The sequence below is a fragment of the Pseudoroseicyclus aestuarii genome, from assembly GCF_003217255.1.
Lineage (GTDB): Bacteria > Pseudomonadota > Alphaproteobacteria > Rhodobacterales > Rhodobacteraceae > Pseudoroseicyclus > Pseudoroseicyclus aestuarii.
The window spans coordinates 243,143-262,619 of record NZ_QJTE01000002.1 but is presented as its reverse complement, the minus strand read 5'-3'; the positions used below and the strand labels follow the sequence as shown (position 1 = coordinate 262,619).

The following is a 19,477-nucleotide window of genomic DNA, read 5'->3' as shown; positions in this document are numbered from 1 at the left end:
CCGGCGCGGGGGGTCAATGGCGCCCCTCGCTTGCTGTCCCATGGGAAAGCGGCTAGGCGCCTAACCCGTAACAAGGAGAGACACATGGCCCTGCAGCCTGCCCCCAAGAAGGTCGTCCTCGCCTATTCCGGCGGACTGGACACATCGATCATCCTCAAGTGGCTGCAGACCGAGTATCGATGCGAGGTGGTGACCTTCACCGCCGACCTCGGCCAGGGCGAAGAGCTGGAGCCGGCGCGGGCCAAGGCCGAGATGCTGGGGATCAAGCCCGAGAACATCTACATCGAGGACGTGCGCGAGGAATTCGTGCGCGACTTCGTCAACCCGATGTTCCGCGCCAATGCGCTTTACGAGGGGCAGTACCTGCTGGGCACCTCGATCGCGCGGCCGCTGATCTCCAAGCGGCTGGTCGAGATCGCCGAGGAGACCGGCGCCGATGCCATCGCCCATGGCGCCACCGGCAAGGGCAACGACCAGGTCCGCTTCGAGCTGGCGGCCTATGCCCTGAACCCCGACATCCGGGTGATCGCGCCCTGGCGGGAATGGGACCTGACCAGCCGCACGAAGCTGCTGGAATTCGCCGAGGCGAACCAGATCCCGATCGCCAAGAACAAGCGCGGCGAGGCGCCCTTCAGCGTCGACGCGAACCTTCTGCACACTTCCTCCGAGGGGCGGGTTCTGGAAGACCCGGCGCAGGAGGCGCCCGATTACGTGCTGCAGCGCATCACCCGCCCCGAGGATGCGCCGGACACCCCCGAGATGATCGAGGTGACCTTCGAGAAGGGCGATGCCGTGGCCATCGACGGCGAGGCGATGAGCCCGGCCACGATCCTGACCCGGCTGAACGAGCTGGGCGCCAAGCACGGCATCGGCATCCTCGACCTCGTGGAAAACCGCTTCGTGGGCATGAAGTCCCGCGGCATCTACGAGACGCCGGGCGGCACGATCCTGCTCGAGGCGCATCGCGGGATCGAGCAGATCACGCTCGATTCGGGCGCCGGGCACCTCAAGGACAGCCTGATGCCGCGCTACGCGGAGCTGATCTACAACGGCTTCTGGTTCAGCCCCGAGCGCGAGATGCTGCAGGCGGCGATCGACGCCAGCCAGACCCTGGTGTCGGGCACGGTGCGGCTGAAGCTTTACAAGGGGTCGGTGCGCAGCGTGGCCCGCTGGAGCGAGAACAGCCTGTATTCCGAGGCGCATGTGACCTTCGAGGAGGATGCCGGCGCCTACGACCAGACCGATGCGCAGGGCTTCATCCGCCTGAACGCGCTGCGGCTGAAGCTGCTGGCGGCGCGGGCCCGGCGGCTCAAGGGCTGACACGGCGGGAGCGGGGGCCAGCCCCCGCACCCCCGGAGTATTTTTCGAAACATGAAGGGGGCACGCGCCTCACTTCGTCATGAAGCGATCTCATGATCCGGGCGCGGGTCATGAGGTTGACGCCCAGCGGCGCGCGGGCGAGATCTCCGGCACCTCTAGAGGAGCAGATGTCATGAGCGATCTTCAACCGCCGTTCCGCGCCGATCACGTCGGCAGCCTGCTGCGCCCGCAGCCGATCCACGAGGCGCGCAAGGCCGGGGTCACCGGCCTCGAGCTGAAGGAGATCGAGGATCGCGAGATCCCGGGCCTGATCAAGATGCAGGAGAATGTCGGGCTGAAGGCCGTCACCGACGGCGAGGCGCGGCGCGCCTTCTGGCACTACGACTTCATGGATGCGCTGACCGGCCTCGACCTCGAGCGGCGCGAGGGCGGCATCGGTTTTTCCGCGACCACGGCGATCCCGGTGACGCCGGTGGTGCGCGAGCGCTTCGACTTTCCCGATAATCACCCGATGCTGGAGCATTTCGCCTTCGTGCGCGACCACACCGACGTGGTGCCGAAGATCTCGATCCCCGGCCCCTCGGCCTGCCATTTCCGGGTGCTGCCCGAGGACATCCATGTCCCCGAGTACCGCGAGAACCCCGAGGCGATGTTCGCCGATCTCGCCGCGACCTATGCCAAGGCGACCCGCGCCTTCTACGACATCGGCTGCCGTTACCTGCAGATGGACGACATCTTCTTCGCCTATCTCTGCGATCCCAAGCACCGGGCCGCGAAGAAGGAGGCCGGGCAGGATCCGGACTGGCTGATCGACCAGTATGCCTGGATGCTGAACGAGGCGATCAAGGACCGGCCCTCGGACATGCTGATCGGCATGCACATGTGCCGCGGCAACTTCAAATCGACCTTCGCCGCGACGGGCGGCTACGATCAGGCCGCGGATGCGATCTTCAACAAGACCGATGTCGATATCTATTTCATGGAATACGACACCGAGCGGGCCGGGGGCCTCGAGCCGCTGAAGCTGCTGCCCAAAGGCAAGAAGCGCGTCCTGCCGGGCTTCATCACCACCAAGACCGGTGATCTGGAGAGCATGGACGACCTGAAGCGCCACTTCGACGAGGCCGCGAAATACGCCGACCTCGACCAGCTGGGCATCGCGCCGCAATGCGGCTTTGCCTCGACCGAGGAAGGCAATTCGGTCACCTACGACGACCAGGCCCGCAAGCTGGAGCTTGTCGTGAAGACCGCCGAGGCGATCTGGGGCGAGGTCTGAGGCACAGCCCGAAAGAATGACGGTAGAAGGGGGCCCTGCGGCCCCCTTTTGCATGGCCCATGAGCGGAGGCGCCTACCTCGGACCCGCTGCGCACCCAGCGGCTTGCGCTCCGAGGTGCCAGCCTCTCGGGGCAATCAAAGAAGGATGGTCTCCTTGCCTGCCGACAGGTGGAAGATGCACCCTTGGTGCTTGGGCAGTTTCAACATGCCGGCCTGATCCAGCCCCAGGCACAGACCGCGCAGCACGATGGAGGTTATGCCATGGGTCACGACGGTCGCCGGTTCTGAGAGGTCGGCCAGAAACGATCGCACGCGGCAGGAGATCGACCCAAAGGTCTCGCCTCCGGGGCTTCTGAAATACCAAAGGCCGCTTTCGAAAGGGCAGTCGATCACCGATCTAATGTCTTCTCGTGTGCGGCCTTCCCACGACCCGAAATGTATCTCTTTCAATCGGTCGTCGAAGATCACTGGCTCGGCCCCATCAAGGGCGAGTTGCGCGGTCTGCACCGCTCTGCCTTGGGGGCTGCAAAAGCGTTTCTCAGGCGCTGAGCCGACGGCTGTCAGCAAGGCTCTCTGCCGCAGGGCTTGCGTCCGTCCTTTTTCCGTCAGTGGAGAATCCGCGTGACCTTGAAACCGGCCTTCTCGGTTCCAGACCGTTTCGCCGTGACGGAGTATGTAGAGGTCTGGGTGGTGCACGACTGAATCTTTCATCCCCAAGGCCATTGGATCGCTCTGCTCCGACATTATCCGCACCGCCGGCCTTCACCGCAGCCAAACAGCCCCGGTGCCCAACGTCTCCCGGCGCTCAGGGCCGCAGGCGATGCGCCTCGAGCGCCTCGTAATAGGGCAAGGCGGCCTCGCAGAGGTCACGCGCGGCGCCTTCCAGCACGGGGAGCGGGCCCTCGGGATCGGCGAAGCCGGTGGAGCCATGGACCGCGCCGTACCAATGCGGCGCCCAGGCGCCGTCGCGGTCGCAGCCGCCTGAGGGCCAGGACAGCATTGCCGGATCGAAGGGCAGCTCCAGCGCGGCGCAGAGGGCGCGCAGCGCAGCCTCAGGATCGGCGCGGATCGTGACGCTGTCGAGGACGGTGCCGCCGAAACGCTCGAACAGCGCGGCCTGCTGCGGGAAACCGATATCCTCGAGCGTCATCTCGGCCCGTTTCACGCCGTAGCTGGCGATCACCCGGGCCGGGTGGCGGATCAGGTGCAGGTGGCGCGCGCCCTCCGCCCAATCCATCGGGAAGCCGGCGAGGGCGTGATGCGCCATCAGCTTCAGATAGAGATGCGGCGTGCCGGAAAACCCCTCCGGCACCTGCGCGGCGTCGCGGGGCTGGCTGGCCAGCACAGCCTCGCGCATCGGGTGGTCGAGGCCGGTGCGCGACAGGTAGGCGGCATAGAAGGGCTCGTCCCGCACGTCGCAATCGGCGCGCTGCGCGAAAGCATACATCATCGCGGTCGAAAGGTTCCGCGGGCCGGACCAGGCGGCTATCCTCATGGCGTCACGATCTTTGTTCACGGGGGCCGGATCCGGCGGATTGGCTGCGAGGGCGCTGCATGGGACGGGGCGGAACAGGATCGGCATGGGTCATCCCGCGACGATGGCGCGGGCGGCGCGTCAGGTCCAGATCAATGAGACGTGACGACACGAATCGAGGCGGCCTGCGTTACTCCTTGAGCTACCGGAGGATTAGCCCATGCATCGCACCCTGATTGCCACCCTCGTCGCCAGCGCCGCGCTTGCTGGCCCAGCCCTCGCGCAGGAGGAGGCGACCGCCATCGTCGCCGGCGGCTGCTTCTGGTGCGTGGAGGCCGATTTCGAAAGCGTCGAGGGGGTGAGCGAGGTCGTCTCCGGCTATGCCGGCGGCACCGCGCCGAACCCGACCTACGACGAGGTCGCCTCGGGCCGGACGGATTACTACGAGGCCGCCGAGATCCACTACGACCCCAGCGTCGTCAGCTACGAAGAGCTGATGCACCTCTTCTTCCGCTCGGTCGATCCGCTGGACGTGGGCGGGCAGTTCTGCGACCGCGGCGACCAGTACCGCACGGCCATCTTCGCCACCCCGGCGCAGGAGGAGGCCGCTCTGGCCGCCAAGGCCGAGGCGGAGGCCGAGCTGGGGCAGGAGGTCGCGACCCCGGTCCTGCCGGCGGGCCCCTTCTACGAGGCCGAGGACTACCACCAGGACTACTACCTGGCCGAAGACCGGCTGCCGGCGACCAGCGTCGGCCTCTTCGTGCCGAAGAATGTCGCCTACACGCGCTACCGCGAGGGCTGCGGCCGCGACGCGCGGGTCGAGGCGGTCTGGGGGCCTGACGCCCCGTTCCTGCACAAGGACGACAGCTGATCGCGCTTCACCCTCGCCCCCGCCCCCGGTAGTCTCGCCGCATCGCAGACATGGGGGCGGGATGACGGACAGCGCGACGCCGATGATGGCGCAATTCCTCGAGATCAAGGCCGGGGTTCCGGACGCGCTGCTGTTCTACCGCATGGGCGACTTCTACGAGATGTTCTTCGACGACGCCGTGGCGGCCGCCGAGGCGCTGGACATCGCCCTGACCAAGCGCGGCAAGCACCTGGGCGAGGATATCGCCATGTGCGGCGTGCCGGTCCATTCCGCCGAGGGCTACCTGCTGACGCTGATCCGCAAGGGCTTTCGCGTCGCCATCGCCGAGCAGATGGAGGATCCGGCAGAGGCGAAGAAACGCGGCAGCAAGTCGGTCGTGAAACGCGAGGTCGTGCGCCTCGTCACCCCCGGCACGCTGACCGAGGAGGCCCTGCTCGACGCGCGGCGGCATAACTACCTTGCCGCATGGGGAGAGGTGCGGGGCGAGGGCGCGCTGGCCTGGGCCGATATGTCGACGGGCAGCGTCTCTGTCATGCCCTGCCCGCGCCCTGCCCTCGGGCCGGAACTGGCACGTCTGACCCCGAAGGAGGTGCTGATCGCCGAAGCCGACCCCGGCTTCGATGCGCTGGAGGAAGAGACCGGCGCCGTGGTCACCGAGCTGGGGCGCGGCGCCTTCGACAGCGGCAGCGGGCTGCAACGGCTGTGCAGCCTCTACGAGGTCGCCTCGCTCGATGCCTTCGGCGCCTTCGAGCGGGCCGAGATCGCGGCCCTCGCCGCGCTGGTGCAGTATCTTGAGATCACGCAGCGCGGCCGCCTGCCGCTGCTGCGCCCGCCGCAGCGCGAGGATCGGCAATCGGCCATGCGCATCGACGCCGCCACCCGCCGCTCGCTGGAACTCGTGCGGGCGCAGGACGGCGGGCGCGAGGGGGCGCTTCTGGGCGCCGTGGACCGCACTGTGACGGCCGCCGGCGCGCGCCTCCTCGAGGCGCGGCTCTCCGGCCCCTCGCGGCGGCTGGAGGTGATCCGGGCGCGGCAGGCCGCCGTCGCCCATCTGACCGAGGCGCCGCAGCTCGGCGAGGCACTGCGCGGCCACCTGCGCGGCGCCGCCGATCTCGACCGCGCCCTGTCACGACTGGCGCTGGAGCGCGGCGGCCCGCGCGACCTCGCCGCCATCCGCGGCACGCTTGAGGCGGCGACGCAGATCGCCGCTACGCTCGATGGCGCCGCCCTGCCGGACCTGCTGGCCGAGGCCGCGGGGAACCTGACCGGCCTCGAGGAGCTGCACGACCTGCTGGACCAGGCGCTTGTGGCCGAGCCGCCGCTTCTCGCACGCGACGGCGGCTATATTGCGCCCGGCCACGACGCCGACCTCGACGAAGCGCGCCGCCTGCGCGACGAGGGGCGCGGCGTGATCGCCGGGATGCAGGCCGAGTATATCGAGACCAGCGGCATCCAGGCCCTGAAGATCAAGCACAACAACGTGCTGGGCTACTTCGTAGAAGTCACCGCCACCCATGCCGAGAAGATGCTCGCCCCGCCGCTGAACGCGGTCTTCCGCCACCGCCAGACCACCGCCAACCAGCTGCGCTTCACCACGCAGGAACTCAGCGAGCTGGAGACCCGCATCCTGAATGCCGGCGGCCTCGCCCTCGACCTCGAGCGGCGCCTCTTCGACAGCCTGCGCGGAGCGGTGCTTGCAGCCGCCGGCCCCTTGGGCGTGCTGGCCCGCGCGCTGGCCGAGGTCGACCTGGCCAGCAGCTTCGCCGACCTCGCGCGGGGCGAGGACTGGTGCCGCCCCGACCTCGACGACAGCCGCGCCTTCAGCGTCGACCGGGGCCGCCACCCGGTGGTCGAACGCGCCCTGAAGCGCGCGGGCCAAAGCTTCATCGGCAACGACTGCAGCCTCAGCACAGAGCCGCTCTGGCTGCTGACCGGGCCGAACATGGCCGGCAAATCCACCTTCCTGCGGCAGAACGCGCTGATCGCGGTGCTGGCGCAGGCGGGCAGCTACGTCCCCGCGAAAAAGGCCCATATCGGCCTCGTCAGCCAGATCTTCAGCCGCGTCGGCGCCAGCGACGACCTCGCCCGCGGCCGCTCGACCTTCATGGTCGAGATGGTCGAGACGGCGGCGATCCTGAACCAGGCCGACGACCGCGCGCTGGTGATCCTCGACGAGATCGGGCGCGGCACGGCCACATGGGACGGCCTCTCGATCGCTTGGGCGGTGCTGGAACACCTGCACGGCGTCAACCGCTGCCGCGGCATCTTCGCCACGCATTACCACGAGCTGACGCAGCTCGCCGGCCAGCTCTCGGGCGTCGCCACCGCCACTGTCGCGGTGCGCGAGTTCAAGGGCGATGTCGTCTTCCTGCACGAGGTGCGACGCGGCACGGCGGATCGCAGCTACGGCGTGCAGGTGGCGCGGCTCGCGGGCCTGCCGGAGGCCGTGGTGACCCGCGCCCGCGTCGTGCTCGAGGCGCTGGAGTCCGGCGCGCGCGAAGGCGGACGGCCGCAGGCGCTGATCGACGAGCTGCCGCTCTTCGCCGCCGCTGCGCCGCCCCCCGCGAAACGGCAGACCTCCCGCATCGAAGAGGAACTCGCCGAAGTCAGCCCCGACGCCCTCTCCCCGCGCGAGGCGCTGGATCTGGTCTATAGGCTGAAGGCCCTGGGGGCGGACTAGCGCCCGCCCCCTTCATGTTTCGAGAAATACTCCGGGGAGCGCGAGGGGCTGGCCCCTCGCTCCGCCGCCGGCAGCCGGCGATCAGGCCGCGGGCGTGGAGCTGACGCCCACCTGCGCCGGGCGCAGAAGCCGGTCGTGCAGCATGAAACCGTCGGCCATCACCTGGATGATGTCGCCCTGCTTCGTGTTCGGCACCGGCGCCTCGAACATCGCCTCGTGCTGCTGCGGATCGAAACGGGCGCCGACCTCGGGCGTGATCTTCGTCATGCCGTGGCGCGAGAAGACATTGACCAGCTCGCGCATGGTCAGCTCGATCCCCTCGACGAGGGACTTGTTCGCCTCGCGCTGCTCCTCGGCGATGGCGCCAAGGGCGCGCTGCATGTTGTCGTAGACCGGCAGCAGGTCGCGCGCGAGCTTGGAGCCGCCGTAGGTCTCGGCCTCGCGGCGATCGCGCTCGGCCCGCTTGCGGGTGTTCTCGGCCTCGGCCAGCGTACGGACGAAGCGGTCCTTCATCTCCTCAAGCTCGGCGCGCAGGGCCTGCACCTCGGACCCGCTCTCGCTGCCGGCCTGCGTGAAGTCGAAGCCGGCTTCGGCATCCGGATCCGGCGCGCCGGCTGGGGCCTGCCCCTCCTCGGTGCCGTCCTGATCGGCCATCGCATCCGCTTCGGCGGCCAGCTCGTCGAGGCTTTGAAGCTTCTCGTCTTTCTCTGCCATGTCGGTCCTTCGTCGGTCCTTTGAAGTAGTCGTCTTGTCGTTCAAGAGCGGTCGGAAACCAGCTTTCCGACCAGCTGCGCCGTATAATCCACCAGCGGCACGATGCGGCCGTAATTGAGCCGCGTCGGGCCGATCACGCCGACGGCGCCGACGATCCTGCGGTCGGCGTTCATATAAGGAGAAACCACCAAAGAGGAACCCGAAAGAGAGAAAAGCGCGTTCTCGGAGCCGATGAAAATGCGCACCCCCTCGCCCTCTTCGGCCAGACCCAGAAACCGCGCGATATCGCGCTTGTGCTCGAGGTCGTCGAAGAGCGTCCGGATCCGGTCAAGATCGAGGGCCCCGCTGCCGTCCAGCAGGTTGCCGCGCCCGCGCACGATCAGCCGCTCGGTCTGCTCGCCGCGGTCGATCCAGGACACCGCGCCGCTTTCCACCAGCTGGCGGGCGAGGCTGTCGATCTCCTGCCGCCGCTCGACGATGGCACGGTCCACGACGGAGCCCAGCTCCGACAGGGTGCGGCCATTGGCGATGGCCGAAAGGAAATTCCCGGCCTCCTGCATCGAGGACTGCGTCTGGCCGGGCGGCGGCGTGAAGAGGCGGTTCTCGACCTGCCCGTCGGCGAAGACCAGCACCACCAGCGCCCGCTCGGGCGAGAGCGAGACGAACTCGATATGCCGGATCGGCGCCTCGTGCTTGGGCGTCAGGACGAGGCTTGCGCCGCGGGTAATCCCGGAAAGCGCCTGCCCCACGCGGTCGAGCACGCTGGCGACATCACCACCCCCCTGCATCGAGGAGCTGTCGAGGGTGCGGCGGTCGTCGCCGGTCACGTCGCCGACCTCGAGCAGCCCGTCGACGAACATCCGCAGCCCCGCCTGCGTCGGCACGCGCCCGGCGCTGACATGCGGGCTGCCCAGCAGGCCGAGGTATTCGAGATCCTGCATCACGTTGCGGATCGTCGCGGCGCTCACCTGCTCGGACAGGGTGCGGGTCAGGCTGCGCGATCCCACCGGCGCCCCGGTCTCGAGATAGCCCTCGACCACGCGGCGAAAGACTTCGCGCGTCCGGTCACTCATGTCTTCGAGGCGTGGTGAAATCTCGGGCATGCGGGGTCCTGATCCAGCGGCGGAATTTAGCGGCAGGGCGGGGCAGACGTCAACGGCGCCCCGCGCGCACGGGTTGGAATTGCCCTGCCGGCGCAGTATGCGCAGGCCGGAACGTCAATTGGTGAAGGAGGTCCGCGATGCGGCCATCGGGACGCGACAAGGACGCGCTGCGCGTAGTGTCCATCGAGACGGATGTGAACAAGCACGCCGAGGGCTCCTGCCTGATCCGCATGGGCGACACCCATGTCCTCTGCACCGCCAGCGTCGAAGAGCGCGTGCCCCCCTTCCTGCGCAACTCTGGCCAGGGCTGGGTCACGGCGGAATACGGCATGCTGCCGCGCGCCACGACCACCCGTGGCCGGCGCGAGGCCAAGGACAAGCAGACCGGCCGCACGCAGGAGATCCAGCGCCTGATCGGCCGCTCGCTGCGTGCCGGGATCGACCGCCACGCCCTGGGCGAGCGGCAGATCACCGTCGATTGCGACGTGATCCAGGCCGATGGCGGCACCCGCTGCGCCTCGATCACCGGCGGCTGGGTCGCCCTGCGGCTGGCCGTGAACCGGCTGATGAAGGCCAAGCTGATCACCACCGACCCGCTTTCGGCGCCGGTCACCGCCGTCAGCTGCGGTCTTTATGCCGGGCAGGCTGTGCTGGACCTCGACTACGCCGAGGACAGCGAGGCCGGGGTCGACGGGAACTTCGTGCTGACCGGCGACAAGCTGATCGAGATCCAGATGTCCGCCGAGGGCGCGACCTTCAGCCATGCCGAGATGGACCAGCTTCTGGGCCTGGCCGAAGGCGGCTGCGCCCAGCTGGCCGAGATGCAGAAGGCGGCATCGGCATGAGCCGGCGCCTGCGCGCTGGCGAATCCCTCGTGGTGGCCACGCATAACGCTGGAAAGCTGGCGGAGCTGCGCGATCTTCTGGCGCCGCACGGGCTGACGGTAACCTCGAACGCCGATCACGCCCTGCCGGAACCGGAGGAGACAGAGGAAACCTTTGTCGGCAATGCCCGGATCAAGGCCCATGCCGCCGCCAAGGCGACCGGCCTTCCCGCGCTGGCCGATGACAGCGGCGTCGTGATCGATGCGCTCAGCGGGAAGCCGGGCGTGCATACCGCCGATTGGGCCGAGACGCCTAATGGCCGCGACTTCACCATGGCGATGGACCGGGTGCGCGAGGAGCTGCAGGACAGCGCCGCCCCCCAGCCCTGGACCGCCGCTTTCTGTTGCACGCTGGTGCTGGCCTGGCCCAATGGCGAGGACCGTGTCTTCGAAGGGCGCATGCCCGGACAGATCGTCTGGCCGATGCGCGGCACGCAGGGGCACGGCTACGACCCGATCTTCCAGCCCGAGGGCGAGACCCGGACCTTTGCCGAGATGACCCCCGAGGAGAAGAGCCGGATCAGCCACCGCGGCAAGGCGCTGGCCGCCTTCGTCGAGGGCTGCCTGTCCCCGCGCGGAGACACTGCGATTGGCTGAGGGCGGCACCTCCGCCGGTCTGGAGCCTTGGCAGGTCGGGGGCTTCGGTCTCTACCTGCACTGGCCCTTCTGCCAGGCGAAGTGTCCCTACTGCGATTTCAACAGCCATGTCGTGGCCTTCGTGGACCACGACCGCTGGCAAAGGGCCTTCCTCTCCGAAATCGACCGGATCGCGGAAGAGACCCGCGGGCGCATCCTGACCTCCGTCTTCTTCGGCGGCGGCACGCCCAGCCTGATGCCCCCTGCCCTCGTCGGCGCGATCCTCGACCGGATTGCGCGGCACTGGACCCCCGCCAACGACCTGGAAGTGACGCTGGAGGCCAATCCAACCTCCGTCGAAGCGGCGCGGCTCGAAGGGTTCCGCGCCGCCGGCGTCAACCGCGTCTCGCTCGGCGTGCAGGCGATGAACGACGCCGACCTCAAGCATTTGGGCCGCCTGCACAGTGCAGAGCAGGCCCTCTCGGCGGTCGAGACCGCGCGTGACCTGTTCGAGCGCGTCAGCTTCGACCTGATCTATGCCCGGCAGGATCAAACGCCCGAGGCCTGGCGCGAGGAGCTTCGACAGGCCCTCGCGCTCGCGCCCGATCACCTGTCGCTCTACCAGCTCACGGTCGAAGAGGGCACGGCCTTCGGCGCACGCCTGGCGGCCGGAAAGCTGAAGGGGCTGCCGGACGAGGATCGCGCCGCTGACCTGTGGGACATCACGCAAGAGGAAACCGAGGCCGCAGGCCTGTCGGGTTACGAAGTGTCGAACCATGCCCGCGAGGGTGCGGAAAGCCGGCACAACCTGATCTATTGGCGCAGCGGCGACTGGGCCGGGATCGGGCCCGGCGCACATGGCCGGTTGACCCATGCCGGCACCCGCTACGCCACCGAGGCACCGCGCGCCCCCGGCGCCTGGCTTGCAGCCGTCGAGGGCCAAGGCCACGGCGAATCGGCACGCGAGGCGCTAACGGCAGAGGCCCGTGACGAGGAACTGCTGCTGATGGGCCTGCGCATGTCCGAGGGCGTGGACCTGGGTCGACTGGGTCCTCTGCGCGATAAACTTAGCAACATCAATGACTTGGAAGACGACGGCCTGATCAGGCTGACCGGCGAGCGCCTGCAGGTCACGCCCACCGGTCGGCCCGTCCTCAACGGAGTTCTCCGCGCTCTTCTGTGACGGGGGCTTCGGCCTCAGTCGCCTGAGAGGGCGCGGAGCAGATCGTCCAGCTGCTCGAGGTCGCGGTACTTCAGGGTCAGGCTGCCGCCCTGCCCGTCCGCCGCATGATCGATCGTCACGCCCATCTTCAGCGTAGCCGACAGCTCTCGCTCGATGGCCTGGGTATCGGCGTCCTTCTCCGGACGCGGCTTCCGCGGCCTCGGCGCCGCATCGGGTTTGCGAGCGAGCGCTTCGGCCGCCCGAACCGACAACCCTTTCGCCACGATCTGCTGCGCGATCTCGGAGGCGCGAGGATTGCCGACGAGCGTCCGGGCATGACCCGCTGTCAGACGACCCTCCGTCAGGAGATCCTGCACCTCTTGCGGCAGACCGAGGAGTCGCATCAGGTTCGCGATGTGGCTGCGGCTTTTCCCAAGTGCGGAGGCCAGCTGTTCCTGCGTATGACCAAATCGATCCATCAACTGCCGATATCCGGCAGCTTCGTCGACCGGATTGAGGTCGGCGCGCTGGATGTTCTCGATGATCGCGACCTCGAGAACCTCGGTGTCGGTGTAATGCCGCACCAGGACAGGCACCTCGTGCAGCTGCGCCAGTTGAGCCGCACGCCACCGACGCTCACCGGCGACGATCTCGTATCGCTCGCCGTCGTCATGGGGCCGCACGATGAGCGGCTGAATGACGCCGCGATCCTTCATCGAGGCGGCAAGCTCGGCCAGGGCCTCTTCCGCGAAATGGCGGCGCGGCTGGTCCGGGTTCGGGAAGATCCGCTCCACCGGGACCATCAGGTCCGGCCGGCGCGGTTTGTGCGCCTCCGGTTCGGGGGTCGATACATCAGCCATCAGCGCAGATAACCCTCGCCCGAGGCCACGCGGCCTCACTGTCTTGTCGGTCATTCGGCGACCTCCCTTGCTTCCCGCGCCATCAATTCTCCGGCAAGCGCCTTGTAGGCCCTCGCCCCGCTGGACTGCGGATCATACTCAAGAACCGACAGCGCATGAGACGGCGCCTCACTCAGTCGGACGTTGCGGGGAATGACGGTCTGGAACACCATCTCCCCCAGGGTCCCGCGCGCGTCCGCCTCCACCTGCTGAGACAGGTTGTTTCGACGGTCGTACATGGTCAGGACCACCCCTTCGATGCGCAGCGCCGGGTTCGCGCTTTGTCGCACTTCGCGCAGGGTCAGCATGAGCTGCGACAACCCCTCGAGCGCGAAGAATTCGGCCTGCAACGGCACCACGAGGGCATCTGCGGCCACCATCGCGTTCAGGGTCAGGATGTTGAGCGAAGGCGGGCAATCGATCAGCACGTAATCGGCGCCGAGAGAGGCGACACTCTCTGCCCGAAGGACATTCCGCAGGAGATGTGTCCGCCGCTCGTTCGTCATCAGGTCGATATCAGCGGAGCTCAGGTCGCTAGTCGAGGGCACGAGCCACAGGTTCTCGATCTGCGTGGGCCGCGAGGCCTCTGACAGAGCCGCATCGCCAAGCAGGAGGTCATAGGTCGAATGGTCCCGCGTCATCGCCTCCGACCCGAGACCCGTCGATGCGTTGCCCTGCGGATCAAGATCGACGAGATGAACACGCCGCCCCGAGGCCGCGAGCGAGGCGCCAAGGTTGATGGCGGTCGTAGTTTTTCCCACCCCGCCCTTCTGGTTCACCACCGCCAGGATACGCGGCAGTCGACGGCTGGTTTCAGGCGGCACGTTGAATATCCCTTAGAACGAGAATGCTGCCATCGCCGAATGCGCTGGCCGTCTGCTGCAAATCGAAGTGCCAGTGCTGCTGCGCCGCGGCGATCTCGGAGGCTGCGGTGCGCCCCTTGGGCAGGATGGCGACACCGTCTGGCGCAAGATGGCGATGAACCCATGGCAGAAGGTCCGGGAGGGCGGCGAGGGCCCGGGCGCTAACGACATCTCCGGCTTGAGGCTCCACCCTCTCGACGCGCTCAGAGATCACTTCGGCACGCAGGTTCAGCTCGCGAATGCAAGTCCGCAGGAAGGTCGCCTTGCGCTGATCGCTTTCGATCATCGTCATCCTGGGCCCGTTTCCGTCTGCGAAGACGCAGCCCAAGACGACGCCGGGCAGCCCGCCACCGCTGCCCATGTCGACCCATCGTGTGGCGCCTTGAGGCACGAGCGGAAGGAGTTGCAGGCAATCCCGGATATGGCGATCCCAAAGAAACTCTATGTCTCTTGCGGACACGAGGTTTATCTTGCTCGACCACTTCCTGAGGAGATCGGCGAACCTCTGCAGCCTTTCCTCCGTTTCACGTGAAACATCGCTTGATACTTCGTGCATCACGACGCCCTAGCAAGGTCACGACGGCGCAGCGCAGCGATGAGCAGCAAGCTGGCGGAGGGAGTCATACCTTCGATGCGCGCCGCCTGCCCGAGGTTGGCCGGTCGATGATCCTTCAGCTTGCGACGAATTTCGGACGACAGGCCATCAATCGCGTCGTAATCTAGATCGGCCGGAAGCGCCTTGCCTTCCTCCGCCTGCAAGGCAGCGGCATCCCTGCTCTGACGATCCTCATAAGTCTTGTACAGCGCTTCGGTCTGAACCTGCTGAACGATAGAATTGTCAGACGCACCAAGCGGCTCGCATAGTTGACTTACCTGATTTGCGGTGAGTGATGCCGAGGCCATGACCTCCAACAGCGATCGCTTTTCGCCGCTCGAGGGAGGAGTCAGGCCAACCGCCACCATTTGTGTGGCCGAGACGATTTGGTCGCGAGCCGTTGCGCGGACTTCTGCAATGTCGGCCACCTTCTTCTGGAAGGCAGTCCAACGATCATCCGAAACCAAACCAGTCTCTCGCCCCAGCGGTGTCAGCCTCTGATCCGCATTATCGGCGCGAAGACTGAGGCGGAACTCAGCTCGCGACGTAAACATCCGGTACGGCTCAGTCACGCCACGCGTCGTCAGGTCGTCGATCATCACGCCCAGGTAGGAGGTGCTCCGGCTCAGGCCGATCGCCTCCTGCTCCCGACCACGCCGCGCGGCGTTGATGCCGGCGAAGAGGCCCTGCGCCGCTGCTTCCTCATAGCCAGTGGTGCCGTTGATCTGGCCAGCCAGATAAAGGCCACCGACATCCTTCACCTCCAATGAGGGGCGCAGGGCTCTTGGGTCGATGTAATCGTACTCGATCGCGTAGCCGGGCTGCACGATGATAGCCTGTTCGAGGCCTCTGATACTCCGAACGTAGTAGTCTTGCACCGCCGCCGGCAAGGATGTGGAGATGCCGTTCGGGTAGACCAGATCGCTGGACAGACCCTCCGGCTCGAGGAAGATCTGGTGAGAGGTCTTGTCGGCGAAGCGGACAACCTTGTCCTCGATCGAGGGGCAGTAGCGCGGACCAATCGACGACATGTAGCCACCGTACATCGCCGACCGCGTCAGATTCTCGCTGATGATCTCATGCGTTCGGGCATTCGTATGCGTTATGGCGCAGGAGACCTGGCGCAGGCTGGGCCCCTTACTCAGGAACGACAGCATGACGGGGTCGGCGTCGCCGGGCTGCTCCTCGAGGCTGTCCCAGTCGATAGAGTTCCGCGCAAGCCGTGGCGGCGTACCGGTCTTCAACCGCCCAAGCGGCAGCCCCAGATCCGCGATGCGCCGGGCCAAGGCGTTCGACGCGTTATCACCCGCGCGGCCACCCTCGCGGCTTTCCTCACCGATATGGATGACACCGCGCAAGAAGGTGCCAGTCGTCAGAACGACGGCGGCGGCAGTGATCTCCGACCCGTCGGCCAGGAATACGCCCTGAACCTCCTCACCGGCGACCTTAAGATCCGAGACTTCGGCCTCGAGTATCGTCAGATTGGGCGTACCCTGCAGCGCCTCAAGCATCGTGGTGCGGTAGACTTCGCGATCCGACTGGCTGCGGGGCCCCTGCACGGCCGGGCCCTTCCGCCGGTTAAGAAGCCGGAACTGTAGCCCGGCGCGATCCGCGACCCGACCCATCAGACCGTCCAAGGCGTCGATCTCGCGAACGAGATGCCCTTTGCCAAGCCCGCCGATGGCCGGGTTGCAGGACATGACGCCGATGCCCGAAAGCCGCAGCGTGATCATCGCTGTCCGGGCGCCGGATCGCGCCGCGGCATGGGCCGCCTCGGCCCCGGCATGGCCGCCTCCGACCACGATGACGTCAAATGCTGAATGTTTCACGTGGAACATCCTCACTTTCCGATGCAGAAGCTCGAGAATATCTCTCCGAGAACCTCTTCTACATCAATGCGGCCGACCATTTCCTCGAGCGCCCGAATTCCGCGACGCAGCTCTTCGGCGATGAGATCCGGGTTATCTGCCCCTTGGCCGATCAATTCAAGGGCCCTACCCAGATGCTCGTCCGCGATCAGCAGGGATCGCCGATGCCGCGCTCGAGACGCGGTCCCTGCCCCGGCCGCGCGGCGGGACAACGTCTCGCCGATATGGCCGATCAACTCCTCGACGCCAGCGCCAGTTACCCCGGAGATTCCGCCCGGTCTGGGCGAGTCGCTCTTGGCCACGAGAATGATATCGTCGGCCTCAAGACCTATTTCCGGCGCGTCGCCCTCATTCTGCACCAGGTGCACCCGCAGGTCCGCCTGCGCCGCCCGCGCCTTCGCCCGCTCGACCCCGATCCGTTCGACCTCATCGGCACTCTCGCGCAACCCGGCAGTATCGAGGAGCGTCACCGGCAGCCCGGCCAGATCCATGCGCACCTCGATGACGTCACGGGTCGTTCCCGCGACGGTCGAGGTGATGGCGGCGTCGCGTCCTGCCAAGCGATTGAGAAGAGTGGACTTTCCGAGGTTCGGGCGCCCGACGATGGCGACTTCGAAGCCCTCGCGAAGCCGCTCGGCCGCGCCGATTCCCCGCAACTCGCTTTGCACCTCTCCCATCACGCCGTTCAGCAGCTCCGCAACCTCGGGCAGCACGTCGACAGGGACATCTTCGTCGGCGAAATCGATCGTGGCCTCGATCAGGGCCGCAGCGCGCAGTAGATCGGCCCGCCAGCCTTCGACAAGGGCGCGGAGCGCACCGCCGAAGACGCGTACGGCATGACGGCGCTGCGCCTCCGTCTCCGCGTCGATGAGATCGGCGAGCCCCTCGACCCGGGCCAAGTCCAGCCGCCCATTCTCCAGCGCGCGCCGCGTAAATTCACCGGCTTCAGCCGGTCGCAGCAGCGGGTTCTGCCCCAGCGTGCCCAGGACAGCGGACACCACGGCCATACTGCCGTGGCATTGGAACTCCACGACGGCTTCGCCGGTAAAACTGCGACGCGGAGCGAATGTCAGGACGAGCGCCTCGTCCAGGATCTCTCCATCCCCGTCATGCAGGCGGCGCAGGCTGCGACCCGCTTCGGGCAATGCCCCCGCGAGGGCGGCAGCGGCCGTCAGCGCATCGGGCCCCGAAAGCCGGATGACGGCGATGCCGGCGCGGCCCCGCGCCGTGGCCAGGGCGAAGATCGTCTGGGCGGACATGACACCCTCAGGTGTTCATCGAATCGAAGAATTCTGCGTTCGATTTCGTCTGCTTGAGCTTGGAGATCAGGAACTCCATCGCATCCGTTGTCCCCATCGGGTTCAGGATCCGGCGGAGGACATAGGTCTTCTGCAGATCACCCTTCTCGATAAGCAGATCCTCCTTCCGTGTCCCGGAGCGGAGGATATCCATCGCCGGGAAGACCCGTTTGTCCGCGATCTTGCGGTCCAGCACGATCTCGGAGTTACCGGTGCCCTTGAACTCTTCGAAGATCACCTCGTCCATGCGGCTGCCGGTATCGATCAGCGCGGTCGCGATGATGGTGAGGGACCCGCCCTCCTCGATGTTCCGCGCGGCGCCGAAGAATCGCTTCGGACGCTGCAGCGCGTTGGCATCGACGCCGCCGGTCAGCACCTTGCCCGAGGAGGGCACGGTGGTGTTGAAGGCGCGGCCGAGGCGGGTGATCGAATCGAGCAGGATGACGACGTCGCGCTTGTGCTCGACCAGGCGCTTGGCCTTCTCGATCACCATCTCACTGACGGCGACGTGGCGCGTTGCAGGCTCGTCGAAGGTCGAGGAGACGACCTCCCCCTTCACGCTGCGCTGCATGTCGGTGACCTCTTCGGGCCGCTCGTCGATGAGCAGCACGATCAGGTAGCACTCGGGGTGATTCTTCTCGATCGAATTGGCGATGTTCTGCAGCAGCACCGTCTTGCCGGTCCGCGGCGGCGCCACGATCAGGCTCCGCTGGCCCTTACCGATGGGCGAGACGAGGTCGATGATCCGGGCAGAGCGGTCGCGCGTCGGCTGCTCGCCCTCGACTTCCATCGTCAGGCGCTGGTCGGGATAGAGCGGCGTCAGGTTGTCGAAGGCAACCTTGTGCTTCGCCTTCTCCGGCGCCTCGAAGTTGATCGATTCGACGCTCATCAGCGCGAAGTAGCGCTCATTGTCGCCCGGCTCGCTGATCACGCCGGCGACGGTGTCGCCGGTGCGCAGCGAATGGATCCGGATCATGTCGGGGCTGACGTAGATATCGTCGGGACCCGGCAGGTAATTCGCTTCGGGGCTGCGGAGAAAGCCGAAGCCATCCTGGAGCACCTCGAGGACGCCGTCGCCGCCGATCACCCAGTCCTCTTCCGCGCGCTCCTTGAGGATGGCGAACATCATGTCGCCCTTGCGCATGGTCGAGGCGTTCTCGATCTCCAGCTCTTCGGCGAGGCTCAGGAGATCCTTGGGGCTTTGCGCCTTGAGATCGGACAGGTTCAAACGGTCCAGGGACATGAAACGGATCCTCGCCGGCGTCGGGCCGGCTTCGTCAAAGCTGGGAAATGAGATGCAGCCCCCGGACGGGGGTACAGGGGTCACATAGGCGACGGCGCGTTCCGCGTCAATCGCGCGCCCGGATCCGGGCCTAGAAGGGGCGGACCACGACGGCGACGACGATGACCAGCAGCAGAAGGGTCGGGATCTCGTTGATCATGCGGAAAGACCGGCCTCGGATCCGGTTGCGTCCCTGTTCGAAGTCGCGCTGCCGTCCTCCCAGCCAGCCGTGAAGGCCGCTCATCCCCAGCACGGCCAGGGCCTTGATCCAGGGCCAGGGCTCGCTCCAGCTGACCACGCCCGGCGTGAGAACCAGCAGAAGCCCGAACGTCCAGGTCGCGATCATTGCCGGATTCATGATCAGTTTCAGTAGCTTACGTTCCATGACCCGGAACGTCGCATCGACCTCGTCCCCCGTCTGCGCGCGTTCCGCGTGATAGACGAAGAGGCGCGGCAGATAGAACATGCCCGCCATCCAGGCGACCATCGCGACGATATGGCCGGTCTTGGTCCAAGGATAGGCCGTGATCAGCCAGTCGGTCATGCGCGTCTCCGGTCGGGCATCTCTCTTTAAATCGAAGATTTTAAAAGGGATGAAGGTGTTAGATGTGCT

18 protein-coding genes are annotated in these 19,477 nt (G+C 66.8%); 7 read left to right on the top strand and 11 right to left on the bottom strand.

All coding sequences use genetic code 11. The annotated features are described in order from the left end of the window. Positions 1-84 precede the first annotated feature (84 nt). On the top strand, positions 85-1,320 hold the full coding sequence (locus DFP88_RS06050; RefSeq protein WP_110813568.1) for an argininosuccinate synthase: 1,236 nt from the start codon (positions 85-87) through the stop codon (positions 1,318-1,320). Between the two features lie 172 nt (positions 1,321-1,492). Next, positions 1,493-2,596 carry a 5-methyltetrahydropteroyltriglutamate--homocysteine S-methyltransferase gene (locus DFP88_RS06045; protein ID WP_110813567.1) on the top strand — a complete coding sequence of 368 codons (1,104 nt, stop codon included), beginning with the start codon at positions 1,493-1,495 and terminating at the stop codon, positions 2,594-2,596. Between the two features lie 135 nt (positions 2,597-2,731). Here DFP88_RS06045 and DFP88_RS06040 read toward each other — a convergent pair whose 3' ends face one another. Both DFP88_RS06040 and DFP88_RS06035 read right to left on the bottom strand, forming a co-directional pair. Further along, positions 2,732-3,340, bottom strand: coding sequence for a histidine phosphatase family protein (locus tag DFP88_RS06040; protein ID WP_220032297.1), 609 nt, complete (start codon positions 3,338-3,340; stop codon positions 2,732-2,734). A 61-nt stretch (positions 3,341-3,401) separates the two neighbouring features. Next, positions 3,402-4,091, bottom strand: a complete 690-nt coding sequence (locus DFP88_RS06035; RefSeq protein WP_110813566.1) for a sulfotransferase-like domain-containing protein — start codon at positions 4,089-4,091, stop codon at positions 3,402-3,404. 199 nt (positions 4,092-4,290) lie between these two features. Between DFP88_RS06035 and msrA the strand changes: the two genes are divergently transcribed. Together msrA and mutS are read left to right on the top strand one after the other, a co-directional pair. Continuing rightward, positions 4,291-4,941: a peptide-methionine (S)-S-oxide reductase MsrA gene (msrA, locus tag DFP88_RS06030; RefSeq protein ID WP_110813565.1), complete on the top strand. Its 651-nt coding sequence runs from the start codon at positions 4,291-4,293 to the stop codon at positions 4,939-4,941. A 61-nt stretch (positions 4,942-5,002) separates the two neighbouring features. Continuing rightward, the gene (mutS, locus tag DFP88_RS06025) at positions 5,003-7,621 is read left to right on the top strand and encodes a DNA mismatch repair protein MutS (protein ID WP_110813564.1); all 2,619 of its coding nucleotides are present in this window, start codon (positions 5,003-5,005) and stop codon (positions 7,619-7,621) included. An 81-nt stretch (positions 7,622-7,702) separates the two neighbouring features. On the opposite strand, the gene DFP88_RS06020 is transcribed toward mutS, so the two are convergent. Together DFP88_RS06020 and hrcA are read right to left on the bottom strand one after the other, a co-directional pair. After that, positions 7,703-8,335 (bottom strand): nucleotide exchange factor GrpE, encoded by a 633-nt coding sequence (locus DFP88_RS06020; RefSeq protein ID WP_110813563.1) that lies wholly within the window; start codon positions 8,333-8,335, stop codon positions 7,703-7,705. Positions 8,336-8,376: 41 nt separating this feature from the next. Beyond that, positions 8,377-9,408 carry a heat-inducible transcriptional repressor HrcA gene (gene hrcA, locus DFP88_RS06015; RefSeq protein WP_425450813.1) on the bottom strand — a complete coding sequence of 344 codons (1,032 nt, stop codon included), beginning with the start codon at positions 9,406-9,408 and terminating at the stop codon, positions 8,377-8,379. 167 nt (positions 9,409-9,575) lie between these two features. Between hrcA and rph the strand changes: the two genes are divergently transcribed. From rph to hemW, 3 genes are read left to right on the top strand one after another with little or no spacing between them, the layout of a single operon-like run. Next, on the top strand, positions 9,576-10,283 hold the full coding sequence (gene rph / locus DFP88_RS06010) for a ribonuclease PH (protein WP_110813561.1): 708 nt from the start codon (positions 9,576-9,578) through the stop codon (positions 10,281-10,283). Further along, a complete protein-coding gene (gene rdgB, locus DFP88_RS06005) occupies positions 10,280-10,918 on the top strand; it encodes an RdgB/HAM1 family non-canonical purine NTP pyrophosphatase (protein ID WP_110813560.1) in 639 nt (212 codons plus the stop codon). Before rph ends, rdgB begins: the two co-directional genes overlap by 4 nt. Before the next feature lie 19 nt (positions 10,919-10,937). Then, the gene (gene hemW, locus DFP88_RS06000; protein WP_110814155.1) at positions 10,938-12,080 is read left to right on the top strand and encodes a radical SAM family heme chaperone HemW; all 1,143 of its coding nucleotides are present in this window, start codon (positions 10,938-10,940) and stop codon (positions 12,078-12,080) included. 14 nt (positions 12,081-12,094) lie between these two features. Here hemW and DFP88_RS05995 read toward each other — a convergent pair whose 3' ends face one another. The 7 genes from DFP88_RS05995 to hemJ all read right to left on the bottom strand — a co-directional run bounded on the left by DFP88_RS05995 (position 12,095) and on the right by hemJ (position 19,408). Beyond that, the gene (locus DFP88_RS05995) at positions 12,095-12,973 is read right to left on the bottom strand and encodes a ParB/RepB/Spo0J family partition protein (protein WP_110813559.1); all 879 of its coding nucleotides are present in this window, start codon (positions 12,971-12,973) and stop codon (positions 12,095-12,097) included. Further along, the gene (locus tag DFP88_RS05990) at positions 12,970-13,782 is read right to left on the bottom strand and encodes a ParA family protein (RefSeq protein ID WP_281268155.1); all 813 of its coding nucleotides are present in this window, start codon (positions 13,780-13,782) and stop codon (positions 12,970-12,972) included. The genes DFP88_RS05995 and DFP88_RS05990 overlap by 4 nt, the downstream gene beginning before the upstream one ends. Beyond that, positions 13,772-14,377 carry a 16S rRNA (guanine(527)-N(7))-methyltransferase RsmG gene (gene rsmG, locus DFP88_RS05985; protein ID WP_110813558.1) on the bottom strand — a complete coding sequence of 202 codons (606 nt, stop codon included), beginning with the start codon at positions 14,375-14,377 and terminating at the stop codon, positions 13,772-13,774. The genes DFP88_RS05990 and rsmG overlap by 11 nt, the downstream gene beginning before the upstream one ends. Continuing rightward, positions 14,377-16,254 carry a tRNA uridine-5-carboxymethylaminomethyl(34) synthesis enzyme MnmG gene (mnmG, locus tag DFP88_RS05980; protein WP_110813557.1) on the bottom strand — a complete coding sequence of 626 codons (1,878 nt, stop codon included), beginning with the start codon at positions 16,252-16,254 and terminating at the stop codon, positions 14,377-14,379. The genes rsmG and mnmG overlap by 1 nt, the downstream gene beginning before the upstream one ends. 2 nt (positions 16,255-16,256) lie before the next feature. Then, positions 16,257-17,543: a tRNA uridine-5-carboxymethylaminomethyl(34) synthesis GTPase MnmE gene (gene mnmE, locus DFP88_RS05975; protein WP_110813556.1), complete on the bottom strand. Its 1,287-nt coding sequence runs from the start codon at positions 17,541-17,543 to the stop codon at positions 16,257-16,259. A 7-nt stretch (positions 17,544-17,550) separates the two neighbouring features. Further along, positions 17,551-18,825 (bottom strand): transcription termination factor Rho, encoded by a 1,275-nt coding sequence (gene rho, locus DFP88_RS05970; RefSeq protein WP_110813555.1) that lies wholly within the window; start codon positions 18,823-18,825, stop codon positions 17,551-17,553. 130 nt (positions 18,826-18,955) lie between these two features. Further along, entirely contained in the window at positions 18,956-19,408 is a 453-nt protein-coding gene (gene hemJ, locus DFP88_RS05965) for a protoporphyrinogen oxidase HemJ (protein WP_110813554.1), read from the bottom strand. Positions 19,409-19,477: the final 69 nt, after the last annotated feature.